The 16,020-nt window shown below is 27.3% G+C and carries 17 protein-coding genes; 15 read left to right on the top strand and 2 right to left on the bottom strand.

Annotated features, from left to right (window positions below; genetic code table 11):
* Window positions 1–23 precede the first annotated feature (23 nt).
* The 9 genes from AVBRAN12647_RS06285 to gltS all read left to right on the top strand — a co-directional run bounded on the left by AVBRAN12647_RS06285 (window position 24) and on the right by gltS (window position 8,159).
* Window positions 24–491 (top strand): TM2 domain-containing protein, encoded by a 468-nt coding sequence (locus AVBRAN12647_RS06285; RefSeq protein ID WP_239802949.1) that lies wholly within the window; start codon window positions 24–26, stop codon window positions 489–491.
* Window positions 488–1,288, top strand: coding sequence for a DnaJ domain-containing protein (locus AVBRAN12647_RS06290; protein ID WP_275591982.1), 801 nt, complete (start codon window positions 488–490; stop codon window positions 1,286–1,288). Before AVBRAN12647_RS06285 ends, AVBRAN12647_RS06290 begins: the two co-directional genes overlap by 4 nt.
* Window positions 1,289–1,297: 9 nt before the next feature.
* Complete coding sequence (locus AVBRAN12647_RS06295; RefSeq protein ID WP_214119891.1) at window positions 1,298–2,209, top strand: SDR family NAD(P)-dependent oxidoreductase; 912 nt, start codon at window positions 1,298–1,300, stop codon at window positions 2,207–2,209.
* On the top strand, window positions 2,209–3,207 hold the full coding sequence (gene citC, locus AVBRAN12647_RS06300; RefSeq protein WP_336612737.1) for a [citrate (pro-3S)-lyase] ligase: 999 nt from the start codon (window positions 2,209–2,211) through the stop codon (window positions 3,205–3,207). Before AVBRAN12647_RS06295 ends, citC begins: the two co-directional genes overlap by 1 nt.
* Window positions 3,208–3,263: 56 nt before the next feature.
* Window positions 3,264–3,554, top strand: a complete 291-nt coding sequence (citD, locus tag AVBRAN12647_RS06305; RefSeq protein ID WP_239802947.1) for a citrate lyase acyl carrier protein — start codon at window positions 3,264–3,266, stop codon at window positions 3,552–3,554.
* Window positions 3,548–4,438, top strand: coding sequence for an aldolase/citrate lyase family protein (locus AVBRAN12647_RS06310; protein ID WP_214118078.1), 891 nt, complete (start codon window positions 3,548–3,550; stop codon window positions 4,436–4,438). Before citD ends, AVBRAN12647_RS06310 begins: the two co-directional genes overlap by 7 nt.
* 2 nt (window positions 4,439–4,440) lie before the next feature.
* Window positions 4,441–5,985 (top strand): citrate lyase subunit alpha, encoded by a 1,545-nt coding sequence (citF, locus tag AVBRAN12647_RS06315; RefSeq protein ID WP_214118076.1) that lies wholly within the window; start codon window positions 4,441–4,443, stop codon window positions 5,983–5,985.
* A 114-nt stretch (window positions 5,986–6,099) separates the two neighbouring features.
* Window positions 6,100–6,972, top strand: coding sequence for a formimidoylglutamase (locus AVBRAN12647_RS06320; protein WP_336614861.1), 873 nt, complete (start codon window positions 6,100–6,102; stop codon window positions 6,970–6,972).
* Window positions 6,969–8,159 carry a sodium/glutamate symporter gene (gene gltS / locus AVBRAN12647_RS06325; protein ID WP_336614862.1) on the top strand — a complete coding sequence of 397 codons (1,191 nt, stop codon included), beginning with the start codon at window positions 6,969–6,971 and terminating at the stop codon, window positions 8,157–8,159. Before AVBRAN12647_RS06320 ends, gltS begins: the two co-directional genes overlap by 4 nt.
* Window positions 8,160–8,182: 23 nt before the next feature.
* On the opposite strand, the gene AVBRAN12647_RS06330 is transcribed toward gltS, so the two are convergent.
* A complete protein-coding gene (locus AVBRAN12647_RS06330; protein ID WP_336614863.1) occupies window positions 8,183–8,542 on the bottom strand; it encodes a cupin domain-containing protein in 360 nt (119 codons plus the stop codon).
* A gap of 57 nt (window positions 8,543–8,599) precedes the next feature.
* Complete coding sequence (locus tag AVBRAN12647_RS06335) at window positions 8,600–9,022, bottom strand: MarR family transcriptional regulator (protein ID WP_214118064.1); 423 nt, start codon at window positions 9,020–9,022, stop codon at window positions 8,600–8,602.
* A 106-nt stretch (window positions 9,023–9,128) separates the two neighbouring features.
* On the opposite strand from AVBRAN12647_RS06335, the gene AVBRAN12647_RS06340 reads away from it, so the two are divergent.
* The 6 genes from AVBRAN12647_RS06340 to AVBRAN12647_RS06365 form a co-directional block, all read left to right on the top strand.
* Window positions 9,129–10,052, top strand: coding sequence for a hypothetical protein (locus AVBRAN12647_RS06340; RefSeq protein ID WP_336614864.1), 924 nt, complete (start codon window positions 9,129–9,131; stop codon window positions 10,050–10,052).
* A 68-nt stretch (window positions 10,053–10,120) separates the two neighbouring features.
* Window positions 10,121–10,978 (top strand): metallo-beta-lactamase, encoded by an 858-nt coding sequence (gene bla / locus AVBRAN12647_RS06345; RefSeq protein ID WP_336614865.1) that lies wholly within the window; start codon window positions 10,121–10,123, stop codon window positions 10,976–10,978.
* A 30-nt stretch (window positions 10,979–11,008) separates the two neighbouring features.
* Window positions 11,009–11,431: a MarR family winged helix-turn-helix transcriptional regulator gene (locus tag AVBRAN12647_RS06350; RefSeq protein WP_336614866.1), complete on the top strand. Its 423-nt coding sequence runs from the start codon at window positions 11,009–11,011 to the stop codon at window positions 11,429–11,431.
* Between the two features lie 655 nt (window positions 11,432–12,086).
* Entirely contained in the window at window positions 12,087–14,036 is a 1,950-nt protein-coding gene (locus AVBRAN12647_RS06355) for a BCCT family transporter (RefSeq protein WP_336614867.1), read from the top strand.
* 164 nt (window positions 14,037–14,200) lie between these two features.
* On the top strand, window positions 14,201–15,643 hold the full coding sequence (aldA, locus tag AVBRAN12647_RS06360; RefSeq protein ID WP_336614868.1) for an aldehyde dehydrogenase: 1,443 nt from the start codon (window positions 14,201–14,203) through the stop codon (window positions 15,641–15,643).
* A gap of 138 nt (window positions 15,644–15,781) precedes the next feature.
* Window positions 15,782–16,020, top strand: a 239-nt coding sequence (locus AVBRAN12647_RS06365; RefSeq protein WP_336614869.1) for a hypothetical protein, incomplete at its 3' end; no start/stop codon positions are given.

A 16,020-nucleotide genomic window follows, 5' to 3' on the forward strand; every position in this document is an offset into this window, starting at 1 on the left:
TGTGATAAACATAAAGGATTATCGTGGATACAGCCCAAAAACTATTTTTAAATAACAAAATTAAAGATATCAATTTGCTTAGCTTAGAAGATAAGCAAATTGATATAAATAAGCTTAGTGAAATAAAACTAAAAGAACCAAAAATAGGACTAATATTAGGGATATTTTTTGGTATTTTAGGAGCTGATAGATTTTATAAAGGAGATGGATTTTTAGGATTTATTAAGTTTATTTTGTTTTTTATTTCTCATTTTTGTTTATTATTTGTTTTACATATTCCACTTGCAATGCTTTTTTATTCTGGACCTGATGCACCGCCACCTCCATTTATTTTGCAATCAAAAATATATTTAAATATAGTTGCTTTTTCTTTTATTTTAATATGGTTTATATTTATTATTTGGGTTATATTAGATTGGTTTTTAGTCTATCGTGGGATAAAAAAGGATAATTTTCAAAAGATTTTAAGTGTTATAAAGGAAGAAAATTGAATATATTTTTATTATTAATAATAATTTTAGCAATTATAGGATTTATTACAGGTAAGGGTATTATTAGAACCATAATATCATTTTTTGCGATAATATTAGGGACTATTTTAACGGCGATTTTAGGGCTTATTGGAGCAATTTTATTACCTTTATTTTTTAAAGGAAATATTTTAAATAATCAATTTACTAAAATGAAAGGCGGATATGCTGAATACCTAGTCGCACTTATTGCAAAAATAGCTAAACTTGATGGAGTAATTTCGCCTAAAGAAGCTGAATTTATAAAATTAATACTAGATAATAATTCTTATAATTTAGTTGAGCGTGAGAGATTAAAAAAGGTTTTTAAAGAAGCTAAAGAAAATCCAGAAAATTATAGAATAGTTGCACAAGAGCTTAAAAATAATTTTATTTTAAGCAAAAATGAAAAGCTTAATATTATGCAAAGTTTGCTTTATTGTGCGAGTATTGATGGCTTTAGTGAAAAAAAGATTTTTGCGTTAAAAGAAATTGCAGAGATTTTTGGCGTTACACAAGAATTTGCACAATTTATAAATTTTGGTAACAATAACAAACAAAATAATAATAAAATTAAAAAAGACCCTTATGAGGTTTTAGAATTAAGTCCTAATGCTAGTTTAGTTGAAGTAAAAGCAGCATATAGAAGACTTGCTAAAAAATATCATCCTGATGTGTTAAACACAAAAAATCTTAGCGAAAGCGAGCTAAGAGCAGGGATAGAGAAATTTCATGAGATTAATGAAGCTTATGAGATTTTAAAACAAAAATTAAGTTAAGGAAGTAAAGTGGTAGTTTTAATAACAGGTGTTGCAGGATATATTGGCTCAGCCACTGCATCTGGATTTTTAGAAGCTGGGCATAAGGTAATTGGAATTGATAATTTAAGTGGTAAAAATAAAAAAGCTATAAAAAATATAAAAAAATATTATGAAGTTGATTTTTATGAAGTTGATATTTCAAATAGCGAAGCTTTAGAAGATGTAATGTCAAGATTTAAAATTGATATGGTATTTCATTTTGCAGCAACTAGCAATGAGAATTTTAGTAAAAAAGATAATCTAACTTTTTATGAAAACAATATCATAAATCTTTTTAAATTATTAAAAGCTATGAAAAAATTTAAAGTTAAGACTTTAATATATCCATCAAGTATATTTGCTAATGTAGGATTGGAAAATACCTGTGATGCTTATGTTAAGACAAAAATCTTAGCTGAAAATATGATACAAGATTATGCTAGAAGCAATCCTGATTTTTCTTATGCAATTTTAAGATATTGCAATATTGCAGGATATTATTCTAAGATATTTTTAGGAGAATTTGAACATTATTCAATTATTAAAAATATCACAAGAATTGCTTGCGGTAAGTCTGAATTAGGTCGTGATTTTAACTATGATGAGAATTATCATTTCGCACATATTGATGATATTGTTAATATTAATTTAAAAGTAGCTAGCGAGCTTTATACAACCAAAGAAAATATATGCACTACAATAGCTAGCAAAGAAAGTATAAGTGTAGAAAATCTAATTAAATTAGTAGAAAAGTTAAGCAAAAAAGAAATAGATATAACAATAGCTTTAAAAAATGACCATTGCGATAAAATTAAGTCTTGTAATTTATTAAAATATGAATTAGAGTATTCAATAGAAGATATTTGCAAAAATCAATTAGAACACGAAGCTAGGTTTTAATGTTTAGATACTTATTATTAGCTTATGAAAGAGAAAAATTAGAATTATTTTTAAAAAGATTTGATTTAAGATGCGATGAAGATATAGAATATGCTTTAGTTTATGAAGAAAATGAAGAGATTAAAGCAAGTGCTTGTATAAGCGGTAATATTGTAAAGTGTATAGCAATTGATAAATCTTTACAAGGTAATAATTTTAGTGCTACTTTACTAACTCAAATTGCAGATAAATTAAGAGAATTAAATATAAATGAATATTTTATATTTACAAAGCCTTGTAATGTAAAAGTATTTGAGAGTTTAGGGCTTTATTTATTATGTCTTACAAAAGATGTTGCGTTATTTGAAAACACAAAATTAAATTATGAAAATTATAAATTTGAACTAGCTAAACATTATAAAAAAGCAAAAAAAATTGGCTCAATTGTAATGAATTTAAATCCTATGAGTAAAGGGCATTTATATTTAATTCAAAAAGCCTTAAAACACTGCGAAATCTTGCATATATTTATTTTAAGCGAAGATTTAAGTATGTTTAATACAAAAGCAAGGCTTGAGATTGTAAGAAATGAATTAAAAGATTATAAAAATATAATAATTCACGAAAGTAAAAATTATATTATTTCAAAAGCTACTTTTCCTACATATTTTTTAAAGGATAATGCCAATGTTAATGAGATTTATTCAAGGCTTGATATTACATTATTTGCTACAAAAATAGCACCTATTTTAGGGATAAATATGAGATTTTTTGGGACAGAACCAAAAGATAAAATAACAAAAGATTACAACCAAAAAGCAAAAGAAATTTTAAAAGAATTTAAAATCAAATTCTATGAAATCAGTAGAGCTAGAATGAATAAAAAAGTAATAAGTGCAAGTAGGATTAGAAAAATTATTTTAAATGATAAGGATTATTTAAATAATAAGGAGTTAAAATCCCTTTGTGCTAATTCAACTTATGAGTATTTAAAAAACAATTTAATAACTAAAAATTAAGTTATCTTTGTAATAATAAAAGAAAACTTAAAAAATTTAATTAATTAGGAGATTTGATGATTACAACTATTGCAAGTGCTGGTTCATTAGAATCAGGCGATGTTTTAATTAGTGTAAGTCCTGCTAATGTGGGAAGGAAAATTGAATTAAATTCTAGTGTTTATAAACAATTTGGAGAACAAATATTAGCTAGCGTTAATGAAGTATTAGATGAATATGATATTAAAAATGTAACAATAAAAATAGAAGATAAAGGAGCGCTTGATTTAGTAATTCGTGCAAGACTTAAAACTGCTATTTTTAGAGCTAGTTTAAAAGATTATGATTGGGAGAGTGAATTATGCTAAATAAAGATAGACTTAGAAGAAGTATGATGTTCTTGCCCGGAAATGCACCTGCAAAATTAATAGACGCACATATTTATGGAAGTGATTCTATTATGATTGACTTAGAAGATGCAGTAAGTATTTCAGCAAAAGATGCGGCTAGAATGCTAACTTATGAAACTCTTAAAAAGATTAATTATGGTTCAACTGAAGTTGTTGTAAGAATAAATGCTTTAAATTCTCCTTACGGAAGAGATGATGTAATAGCTATGGTTAGTGCTGGAGTTGATGTTATAAGACTTCCAAAGACTGATAATGCAAACGAAGTTAAAGAAGTAGATGAATTAATAAGCGAAGTTGAGCATAAATTAAATCGTCCTAAAAAAACTTTAATTCTAGCAGCAATTGAGAGTGCTACTGGGGTTATTAATGCTTGTGAGATTGCAAAGGCAAGTGATAGATTAATGGGGATTGCTCTTGGAGCTGAAGATTATGTAACGAATTTAAAAACAACTAGAAGCAAACACGCAATGGAGCTTTATTATGCAAGAGAGCAGATAATTCACGCAGCAAGAAGCAATAATTTATATTGTTTTGACACCGTTTTTTCAAATATAAAAGATAAAGTTGCATTTGCTGAAGAAGTGCAATTTATAAAAGATTTAGGTTTTGATGGCAAATCAGTAGTTCATCCAAGTCAAATCAAAATAGTTCATGATATTTATACTCCAAAAGAAAAAGAAATAATAGACGCTTTAAAAGTAGTAAATGCAGCTAAAGAAGCGGAAAAAAATAGCATAGGTGTAATTGCAGTTGATGGCAAAATGGTAGATGGTCCAATTATTATTAGAGCTTTAAGAGTGCTTGAATTAGCTAAAGCTAGTGGTCTTTATAAAGGAGAATGATTATGTATAAAGTAAATGCAGTTAATAGAAAAATACCTAATAAAATTGCTAATTATAAAGATGTAGTTGTATATAGTGGAGAATTAAAACAACCAAAAGAGCGTAAAATCGGTGCAGCTATTAGAGTTGGCAAAAAAGAAGATAAATTAGTCTCAAGTATAAAAGACGCTATTATAAAATCAGGCTTAAAAGATGGTATGACAATAAGTTTTCATCACCATTTTAGAAGTGGAGATTATATTTTAAATCTAGTTTTAGAAGAAATAAGCAAGCTAGGTATTAAAAATCTTTGCGTAGCAGCAAGTTCTCTTTCAACTTGCCATAAACCTTTAATTGAGCATATTAAAAATGGTGTTGTAACAAGTCTTCAAACAAGTGGTCTAAGAGAGCCATTGGGTTCTTTTATTAGTAATGGCGGATTAAAAACTCCTGTAATTATTAGAAGTCATGGTGGTCGTGCTAGAGCTATTGAAGATGGCTCACTTAAAATTGATGTAGCATTTATTGGTGCTCCAAGTTGTGATAAATTTGGTAATCTTAATGGTTATACAGGCAAATCTGCTTGTGGTAGTTTAGGTTATGCTAAGGTTGATGCTATGTATGCTAATAAAGTTATTGCAATTACTGATAATTTAGTAGATGGAATAAATCTTCCTGCTAGTATTGACCAAACTATGGTGGATTTTGTTTGTGAGATTGAGAGTATTGGCGATCCAAAAGGTATAGTATCAGGTGCAATTCGTTTTAATGATAATCCAAGAGATATTTTAATAGCTGAAAATGCTTTAAAATGTATCTTAGCATCAGGTTTATTTAAAAATGGCTTTAGTTTCCAAACAGGAGCTGCAGGAGCTTCTTTGGCAGTAACTAAGCTTTTAAAAGAAGAGATGATTAAGCATAATATCACTGCTAGTTTAGGTGTTGGTGGTATCACTGCTGCTTTAGTTGATTTACATGAAAATGGTTTAATGGATGCGCTTTTTGATACTCAAAGTTTTGATTTAGATGCTGTTAGCTCACTTGCAAAAAACCCAAAACATTATGAAATATCAGCATCTTTTTATGCAAATCCAAATCTAGTTACTCCAGCAGTAAATCAATTAGATTTTGTAATGTTAGGAGCACTTGAGATTGATACGAATTTCAATGTAAATGTAATTACTACTTCAACAGGTGTTATTAATCAAGCAATAGGCGGACACCAAGATACTGCTGAAGGTGCAAAAATTGCAATGATTTTAGCACCATTAATTCGTGCTAGAATTCCAATCGTAGTTGATAATGTAAGCACGATTTGCACCCCAGGAGCAAATGTTGATGTGGTTTGCACTGATTACGGAATTGCAGTAAATCCTAAAAGAACTGATTTAATAGAGAATTTCACAAAAGCAGGTATTAAATTATATACGATTGAAGAACTAAAAGAAATGGCAGAGAAAATCACAGGCAAACCAGCTAGTATTAAATTTGGCGATGAGGTAGTAGGCGTTGTAGAATATCGTGATGGCAGCGTTTTAGATGTGATTTATAAATCTTTACAAAATTAGGAATTTATTTCCTAATTTTATTACCAAATTACACATATTAAACTCAATTTTTAAGTATTTCTTGTTTATTTAATTAAAACAATTTAAAGTATAAGATATTTAAAGGAGAGTTTTATGTGGATTGGAAGAAATGATGGCGAAGAAAGTATTCATAACAGAGTTTTTAAATGTTTAAATACTTCATCTTCAAATAAATTAATAGGATTTTGTTCTAGTTTAGGTGTAGATAGAAATCACGGAAGAGATGGTAGCGAATTAGCACCGAATATCATTAGAAAAAATATGGCAAATTTTGCTGTATTTGATGATTTTAGCTTTGATGATTTAGGCAATATTGATAATTTTAAAAGCCTAGAAGAAGCTGATGATTTATTATACGATAAGCTTAATTTAGTATTAAAAAATCAAGATTATTGCGTTATTTTAGGTGGTGGTCACGAAACTTCTTTGGCTGGAATTAAGGCTTTATTAGATAATAAACAAAATGTAGGTGTTATTAATTTTGACGCACATTTTGATGTGAGAATTCAACCCCAACATACTTCAGGTAATTCGTTTTATGAAGCTTATAAATACGCAAAATCAAATAATTATTCTTATAAATATTTATGTATTGGGGCAAATGCTTTATCAAATACCCAAGCTTTATTTAATACTATGCAAGATATAAATGCTAAATATGTTTTAGATAAAGACTTTGATAATTCAGCAAAAATTGTAAAAGAATTTATATTAGATTGCGATGTTTTATATCTTAGTATTGATATTGATGTGTTTTCTTTAAGCTATGCACCAGGTGTTAGTGCTCCTGCTGTTTATGGTATTAGTTTGCAACAAATTTTACCGATACTAAAAATTATTTTAGATAGTAAAAAAGTTGCTTTAGCTGATATTTGCGAGTTTAATCCAAAATATGATATAGATAATCATACTGCTAAATTAAGCGCTTATTTAGCTTATATTTTATTAAGAAAGGCTGTTATATGAGTTTTGATAGTTTAAGCGTATTGGCAATTAGCATTGGTGTTTTATTATTTGGAATGTTTTTAAAAACCAAAATCAATTTTTTAGAAAAATTTTGTATCCCAGCTCCTGTTGTTGGTGGATTTTTGGTAAGTATTTTAGTATGGTTTTTAACCTTTATAGATATTAATATTGAATTTGATAAGTCATTGCAAACTCCTTTTATGGTTGTATTTTTTAGTGTTGTAGGACTTAGCGGAAGTGCTAGATTATTAAAAGTTGGTGGTAAATTGCTTTTAATATATTTAGCGTGTTGCTGGGCAATGGCTATTATGCAAAATGCCATTGGAATTACTATGATGAATGCTTTTGGGCTAAATAGTTTATATGGAATTTTAAGTGGGGCTGTTGCTTTAGAAGGAGGACATGGAAATGCTATTGCTTTTGGTGGTATGGTGGAAGATTTAAGTGGTCTTAGCAATGCTAAAGTAGTAGCAATTGCAGCGGCTACTTTTGGTTTAATAAGCGGCTCTTTACTCGGTGGGCCTTTATGTAGATATTTAATACTTAAATATAAATTAGAGATAAAAACAAACGAAGATATACAAGATATTGACCCGCTAAAACACAATATTCATCACGCAAGTTATCAAGAATTTTTAAAATCTTTATTTTTAATACTTTGTATTATGTGCATTGGATTTTATATAAGTTCATTATTTACAAAACTTAGCGGTTATTCTTTACCAAGCTATGTGGGTGCTATGTTAATAGCAATGCTAATTAGAAATATAAATGATATTTTTAATATATTTAAATTAAATCAATACACAATAGATACTATTAGTGAGCTTAGCTTAGGAATATTTTTAACTATGGCTATGATGAGTTTAAAAATCAATGAATTAAGCGTGGTTGCTATGCCTTTATTGATTACGCTTTTTGTTCAAGTTGTTGTTTTAGTATTGTTTGCAATATTTGTCGTGTTTAGATTGTGCGGGAAAAACTATGATAGTGCTATTATGTGTGCTGGGTTAATGGGACATGGCTTGGGTGCTACTCCTAATGCGGTTGCAAATATGAATGCTGCTTGCAATAGATATTCTTTATTCTCAAAACCTGCATTTTTGATAGTTCCTTTGTGTGGTTCTGTTTTGATAGATATTGTGGCTATTCCTTTGAATACTTATTTGATTAATATATTTGCTTAACTTAGGATTGCTCCTAAGTTAAATTACTCTACTACGCCATCACTAAAAGTGAATTGGGTTAGAGAATTTTCTTTTGCCTGAATACAGATATAATTTAGTTGAGTTTTTGCAAAAATCTGTCTTTTTACACTAGGTGCAACTCTAATTATATCTCCTGTTTTAATTAAAATTAGTTCATTATCTAACTTTATTTCCCCATTACCATCTAAGATAATATAAACTTCTTCATTTTCTTTATGATGATGAACAAAAGGCACATTAGTATTTGCTTCCATTGTGTTAATACTTATTTCACAAGATGTAAATCCTAAAGCTTCTTTTAAATCAATTCTTTGAATATTTTTAAATTCTCCTAGACTTTTTACGCTAAATCCATTACTCATTTTAACTCCTTTTTAGTTTGATAACGAACTATTTTTGCATAAAAAGTTAAATATATTTTAATTTTTTATATTATTTAGCATTTTTTCTAATAATTCTTCTAAAAATAACTCTTCTGCTTTTGAAAAGTTTTTAAGTAATTTTTCAAAAACTATATTTGATACTTCTTCAAATATTGGTTTTAAATCTAAAGTTTTTTGAGTTGCTTTTATTAAATACATTCTACTATCGTTACTACTTTGGCTTTTTGTGATATATCCATTTTGTTCTAATTTGTCTATTAAAGAGCTAATTGTAGCTTTGCTTCTATGTATTTTTTGTGCTATTTGAACCATACAATATTCTTTTTCATCAAATAATATATTTAAAATATCAGCGTGAGAAAAGGATAAATCAAATTCTACTCTTTTGCTAAGTTCTTTTAAAATCAATTCATTTGATAGTTCTTTTATTCTTCCCATTAAAAATAAGCTTGAGTTCATATTTTGTCCTTATAATTTTTTTTATTATATAAAAATATTAAAAAATTTATTGAATTTTTTTAAAAAGTAAAAGATATTTTTGCTAAATTTAAAAAAAGGAGTAAAAATGTCTGATAAATTTTTAAAGAAATTTAGAATTTGTTTTGCTAGGAATACTAAAAGATTAATGTTAAATTACAAAAGAGAGTTTAAAAGGCTTTATTTTAATTATTTTAAATTATTAAAACTTGCCAATATATTTGTAAAAACTATGAGATTTTCTTTAGTTTTAATAACTTTTGTTTCTGTAATAGCTTATACAAAATATTATTTATTTGAAGTTGGATATTTGCCTAGATTTGATTTTAATTTATTGCTTACTTTTGGATATGTGTGTTTTGTTTATTCTATTTTTATAGGGATTATTCCTTATGTTATGATTGAATTTGTTGTGCTTTTAGCTTGTAAAAGAAAAAAGTCAAATAAATTTGGATTTAAAATTCTTAATTTTTTGTATGAAAGAGTATTTTTATTATTTGTAATTATAGTAATTATCATAATTGAATTAGTATTTTTAAGTTTAGTTCAAATATATCAAAACGAAAATATAACTTTTCCAACGATAAATCATTGCTTAAATATTATGATGGCTATATTTATTACTTTATGTTTTTTTGCATATTTTTTTAAAAGATTTAGTTTAATTATAAAAATTATTTGGATAATTTGCTCTATTTGGTATTTTTTTAGTCTTGATATTAAAGTTGTTAAATTAGCCAATATTGGCGGGTTTAGAACTGATATTGTGGTTAGTAAAAATAGTTTATATATGAGTTATTTTATAAATTATAAAAAGCTAGATATTAATGATTGTGATATTAAAAAAGGAGAGAAAAATATCTGTAAATTAAGTGATGGAAATTATGTATTAAAAGATGTATTGATTTTATCTAGCTTAAGTGATGTTGTTTATATAGAGCTTAATTTAAATAATAAAGCTCAAACTCTAGACTTTAAACAAAGCGAAATAGAAATAATTAATAGGTTTTAAGTTTGTTATTAATTTTTATAGTGTAAATTTAATACGTATACATATTAATTTTTAAAGAAAGGTCTAGTATGAAAAGGTTTGCAATGATTTTATTTTGTGCATTTAGTATTTTAGGTGCTAATTTATTAGCTAATGATGACACGCCTCCTAAGGAGCTTTTAAAGATTTTAAACGATCATACTCCGCTAAAGCCTACTAAGGTTTTTGATGATGTTTATTGTCTTGGGACAAAAAGCGTTGTAGCATACGCAATAACAACTAGCGAAGGCATAATTTTAATTGATGCTATGTGGGATAATGATGATGCAAAAGTGATTGAAGATGGGTTAAAAGCTTATAATTTAGACCCAAAAGATATAAAAATTGTCTTAATTACTCACGGGCATGGTGATCATTATGGTGGGGCTAAGTATTTTCAAGATAAATATAACGCAAAAGTTATGATGAGTGCTATAGATAAGGATTTTATGTATTCATATAATAAAGGTCCAAATGACCCAAAATATCCTAAGCCAATAATTAATCATTTGCTAAAAGATAAAGAAGTAATAAAGCTTGGTAATAAAGAAATTAAAACTTTCTTAACTCCAGGTCATACCGTAGGCACTACTTCAATTATTTTTGAAAGTTCATTTAATGGTAAGAAATTTAATGTGTTTTTATGGGGTGGTAATGGAATTGGAAGCGATAAAAAACTTCAAATTGCTTATGATAAATCTTTAGATGAGTTCAAAAAAGAGCTTGATAAAAATAATGTAGAAGCAAAGCTAGAATCACATTTATTTCAAGATAATGGATATAAGAAATTAGAAAATATTTATAATAATAATTTTAAAACTCATCCATATATTATAGGAAAAGAAGGCATAGATGCTTGGTATAAAGAATACAAAGGACTTATAAAAGCAAAATTAGATAACAAATAATAGTTAAAATAGCAGTTGTAAGGAGAAAATATGAATATAGGTATTAAAATCTGTGCAACTGCTAAGACAATTTATCAACATTTAAATAAATCATTTTTAGATTTAAACATTACACCTGAGCAATGGATAGTATTAAATACTTTATGTAAAAGCCCAAAAATCTCACAAAAAGAGCTTTCAGAACTTACCCAAAAAGACCAAAACACAATAAAAGCAATAGTTGATAAGCTTGTTGTAAAAGACTTAGTTATTAGAAAAACTAATCAAAATGATAAAAGAGCCTTTATTTTAAGTCCTACAAAAAAAGCCAAAGAATTAGCACTAATTTGCACCAAAATAGACAATATTATGTTAGATAAAATTCTAAGTGTTTTTAAAAATAAAAATGAGCTTGATTATTTTATAAATAAGCTAGATAATATACAAAAGAGTATTGAAAATGAAAGAAATTAAAGAGATTTTGCTAAATATATTTTTATTGAATTTTCATATAGATTTATCTAAAAAACTTTATTTTAAATTCCTAACTTTATTGGGTATATTTTTTTATATTTATTTTTCTTTATATTTTAGGCATTAGCTTGGTTTATAGGATTAAGAAAGTATATAAAAATATTTTATTGATTTTATCTTATCCTTTTATAAATTATTATTTATTAAAAAGTGAAGTTTTATTTTTAGGGTTTAATTTTGTATTTTTATTGTTATTTTTATTTATAATGATTTTTGCAAATCTTAATACCAATATAAAAACTAATACAAGTCAAAAATCTTTACTTATTAAGTTATTTATATTAGCTATTTTAATTCTTAATATGCTGATATATCAATCTTTTTTAAAATCTTATAATATTTTAATTTTAGATTTTTTAAGTGTTTTTGCATATTATAATTTTTATTTTTTATTATCATCTTTTATGATTATTACATATATATTTATAAAAAACTTATTAAAAACTATATAAATTTTTTTGAAGAAATTGATATAAAAAATTTTTTAGGTTAATGGCTAATTTTTCTTTTATATAGACAAATTATGTAATTATCATCTAAATCTTGCAAATCTCATTAACTTAGCCTTGTTAGACTGAAAACGCAAGGAGAAAATATGAAGATAAAAACGAGTTTTTTACCCGCTGTGTTTGTTCCAAGCATAGTATTTATTGTAATTTTAGTTTTACTAAGTATATTTTTACCAGAATTTACAAGTAGTATTTTAAATAATATTAAAACTTCAGTTTTTACTAATTTTTCTTGGTTTTTTATACTTAGTGTTAGTTTTTTTGTAGGATTTATGGTCTTATTGGCTTTATCTAAATTTGGAGATATAAAATTAGGTAAAGATGATGATGAGCCTAGTTTTAGCTTTTTTTCTTGGCTTTCTATGTTGTTTGCTACTGGAATGGGCGTTGGGCTTATGTATTTTGGTGTGGCTGAGCCTATAATTCATAAAAAATCATTAAATATAGATGATAAAGAAGCTTTAATTCATACTCTATTTCACTGGGGAATTCATCCTTGGGCTATTTATGGGGTTTGTGCTTTAGCTATGGCTTATTTTGGTTTTCGTTATAAAATGCCTTTAACTTTAAGAAGTGCTTTTTATCCTTTTTTAAAAGATAAAATTTATGGATTTTGGGGCAATGTTATTGATATTTTGGCATTAATTGTAACCGTTTTTGGAATTAGCACAACACTTGGATATTCTGCAAGTTCTTTAAATGCAGGACTTGTTAATATTGCTTGGCTTAGTGATATTTCATTTAGCGAACAAGCAATTATTATATTAATAGTTGTTAGTTTATCTACTATTTCAGCTATTAGTGGAGTTAATAAAGGGCTTAAAATATTAAGCGAGATTAATTTGCTTTTAGCATTTTTACTAATGATTTTTGTATTAGTTAGTGGTGATTTGGTTGAGCTATTATCTGATTTTAGTTCTAATTTAGGGCTATATTTTTCAAATATAGTTGAGCTTAGTTTTAAAACCTATACATATAATAAAGATTATATTAGCTGGTTTAATTCTTGGACTATTTTTTATTGGGCTTGGTGGCTTAGTTGGGCGCCTTTTGTTGGCTTTTTTATAGCAAAGATTTCTCGTGGTAGAACTATTAGAGAATTTATATTTGGAGTTTTGATTGTTCCTACGACATTTAATGTTTTATGGTTTAGTGTATTTGGAAATTCTGCTTTAAAATATAATGAAATTTTAAGTAATTTTTCTCAAAGTTCTGAAAAATTATTATTTGAGTTTTTAAATCTTTTACCATTTTCACAAATTAGCACTATTTTAGCTCTAGTAGTTTTAGTTTTATTTTTTATCACTTCTGCTGATAGTGGGATATTTGTTTTAAATTCTTTAGCAAGTGGTGGTAAAGAAAAACCTTATAAATGGCAAAGTATTTTATGGGGCATTAGTTTAATTGCTATTGCAATATCTTTATCATATTCTGGTGGTCTTGATACTATTTTAAGCGTTACTATGATAGTTGCACTTCCGTTTGCTTTAATGCTTGTAATTATGTGTGCATCACTACTTAAAGGCTTAATAGTTGATAGTAGGTATTTTAATACAAGAGTTAGTAAGGCTAGTGTTTATTGGAGTGGGGATTTTTGGGAACAAAGGCTTGATTTAATCTTAAAACAATCTCAAATAAAAGATATGCAAGAGTTTTTAAACGAGCTTGTAAAACCTGCTATGCAAAAGATTTGCGATAAATTAAGCGAGCGTGGATTAAAAGCATTAATCAAAGAAGAAAAAAATAAAATTAGTTTAGTGATTAAAAAAGACTTATCAAAAGATTTTATTTATGGGGTAAAAATAGAAAAACACGAAGTAAATAAAACCTTATTAGATGATGAGAATTTGCCTAATTTATCAAAGGAATTTGAGTATAGACCTATAACATTTTTTGGCGATGATAGACTAGGTTATGATATAAAATATTTAAATGAAAAAGAAATAATAGTAGATATTTTAAAGCATTACGAAAGATATTTAAATCTTTTAGATGATAGCTCAAATGAAATATTTACAATGGGTTATAGAAAATAACTTTTATAGAATTTGAAATGCTTATTTCAAATTCTTTTTTAAAAATACTAAAGTGTTACTTTTTTTCACATTCTCGTAAAAAAATTATAATTTTTTTTGAATATACAAAAATAATTAATATTCCTTGATAAGATATTTCAAAATCATTTAAAAAAGGAGAAGTTATGAAGAGTTATCAAATGTATATTGATGGTGAGTTTGTTGCTGAAAAAAGAGAAATGGCAGCTGTATATAATCCTGCTACAAAAGAGCAAGTTAGTGAATATCCACTAGGCACAAGAGATGATGCTAAAAGAGCGCTTGAAGCTGCAAAAAGAGCGGGTAGAGAATGGGAAGCACTTCCAGCAGTTGAACGCGCAAATTACCTTAAAAAAATCGCACAATTAATTCGTAGAGATAGAGTAAAACTAGCTGATATTTTACAAGAAGAGCAAGGCAAGGTTAGAGGTTTAGCTGAAGTTGAGATTGATTTTGCGGCTGATTATTTAGATTATATGGCAGGATTTGCAAGAACTTATGAAGGCGAAATCATTCAAAGTGATAGGGCAAATGAAAATATCTTTTTATTTAGAACTGCAATTGGTGTTACGACAGGAATTTTACCTTGGAACTTCCCGTTTTTCTTAATAGTTAGAAAACTTGCACCTGCGTTTGTAACAGGAAATACAATAGTAATTAAGCCAAGTAGCGAAACTCCAAACAACGCATTTGAGTTTGCAAAATTAGCTCACGAAGCTGGAGTTCCTAAAGGAGTTTTCTCACTTGTTAGCGGAAAAGGAAGTGAGGTTGGAGATGAGCTAAGCTCAAACCCACTAATTGGAATGGTAAGTGTAACAGGTAGCGTAGAAGCTGGAGTTAGAGTTATGCAAGCAGCTGCAAAAAATGTTATAAAAGTAAATCTTGAGCTTGGTGGAAAAGCACCTGCAATAGTATGCAAAGATGCAAATATGGATTTAGTAATTCCTGCAATTAAAGCAAGTAGAATTTGTAATAACGGACAAGTTTGCAATTGTGCTGAGCGTGTTTATGTGCATAAATCAAGATATGATGAGTTTATTAATAAAATGGCTGATGAATTTAGCAAAATTACATTCGGAAATACTGCAAAAGGTAATTTTGATATGGGGCCACTTGTAAATGAAGCAGGTGTTAAAAATGCTGATGCAATGCTAAAACGCGCACTTGAGCAAGGTGCAAAATTAGAAGTTGGTGGCAAGATAACTGATACTAGTGGATATTTCTATCCTGCAACACTTTTAAGTAATGCAGACCACAAAAGCGATATCATGCAAAAAGAAATCTTTGCTCCGATTTTACCGGTTACAAGTTTTGATACTTTAGATGAAGCAATTGATATGGCAAATGATTGTGAATACGGGCTTACAAGTAGTATTTATACAGAAAATCTAAACACAGCTATGAGAGCTTGCCGTGAGATTAAGTTTGGCGAAACTTATATCAATCGTGAGAATTTTGAAGCTATGCAAGGCTTTCACGCAGGATTTAGAAAGAGTGGCATAGGTGGTGCTGATGGTAAGCACGGACTTTATGAATACCTTGCAACTCATGTTGTTTATCTTGATTACAATACTAAATTCAACGGCTAAAAATAGGAGCTTTTTAGCTCCTAAAATTATAAAATATTTTAATTTTAATTCAAATATATTTTTTAAGTTTATTTTAAATTAAGAAATAAATGTTACATTTGTTATTTATTTGTTTAAACTAAATTTAAAGGAAAAACAATGACTTGCACCTATCAAGACTTAATTCATAAACCAATAAAACAACATTCAAACAATCATTCTTGCAATCACTCACACCATAATCATTCACACCATAATTCTAATCATTCCCACGAACATCACGACCATTCTCATACTCATTCTTATGATTTTACTAAGAATAAAAAAGCATTGTTATTAAGCTTTATAGTAACTTTTGTAGTAATGTTTGCTGAATTAATTTATGGGTATTTAGCTAG

This window comes from Campylobacter sp. RM12647 (assembly GCF_020138135.1).
Classification (GTDB): domain Bacteria; phylum Campylobacterota; class Campylobacteria; order Campylobacterales; family Campylobacteraceae; genus Campylobacter_E.

Coding starts and splice junctions, on each gene's coding strand:
- AVBRAN12647_RS06320 (WP_336614861.1), top strand. CDS start 6,100: ATGTGGATTGGAAGAAATGATGGCGAAGAAAGTATTCATAACAGAGTT.
- AVBRAN12647_RS06330 (WP_336614863.1), bottom strand. CDS start 8,542: ATGAGTAATGGATTTAGCGTAAAAAGTCTAGGAGAATTTAAAAATATT.
- citD (WP_239802947.1), top strand. CDS start 3,264: ATGATTACAACTATTGCAAGTGCTGGTTCATTAGAATCAGGCGATGTT.
- AVBRAN12647_RS06335 (WP_214118064.1), bottom strand. CDS start 9,022: ATGAACTCAAGCTTATTTTTAATGGGAAGAATAAAAGAACTATCAAAT.
- bla (WP_336614865.1), top strand. CDS start 10,121: ATGAAAAGGTTTGCAATGATTTTATTTTGTGCATTTAGTATTTTAGGT.
- AVBRAN12647_RS06355 (WP_336614867.1), top strand. CDS start 12,087: ATGAAGATAAAAACGAGTTTTTTACCCGCTGTGTTTGTTCCAAGCATA.
- citF (WP_214118076.1), top strand. CDS start 4,441: ATGTATAAAGTAAATGCAGTTAATAGAAAAATACCTAATAAAATTGCT.
- citC (WP_336612737.1), top strand. CDS start 2,209: ATGTTTAGATACTTATTATTAGCTTATGAAAGAGAAAAATTAGAATTA.
- AVBRAN12647_RS06340 (WP_336614864.1), top strand. CDS start 9,129: ATGTCTGATAAATTTTTAAAGAAATTTAGAATTTGTTTTGCTAGGAAT.
- AVBRAN12647_RS06350 (WP_336614866.1), top strand. CDS start 11,009: ATGAATATAGGTATTAAAATCTGTGCAACTGCTAAGACAATTTATCAA.
- AVBRAN12647_RS06310 (WP_214118078.1), top strand. CDS start 3,548: ATGCTAAATAAAGATAGACTTAGAAGAAGTATGATGTTCTTGCCCGGA.
- aldA (WP_336614868.1), top strand. CDS start 14,201: ATGAAGAGTTATCAAATGTATATTGATGGTGAGTTTGTTGCTGAAAAA.
- gltS (WP_336614862.1), top strand. CDS start 6,969: ATGAGTTTTGATAGTTTAAGCGTATTGGCAATTAGCATTGGTGTTTTA.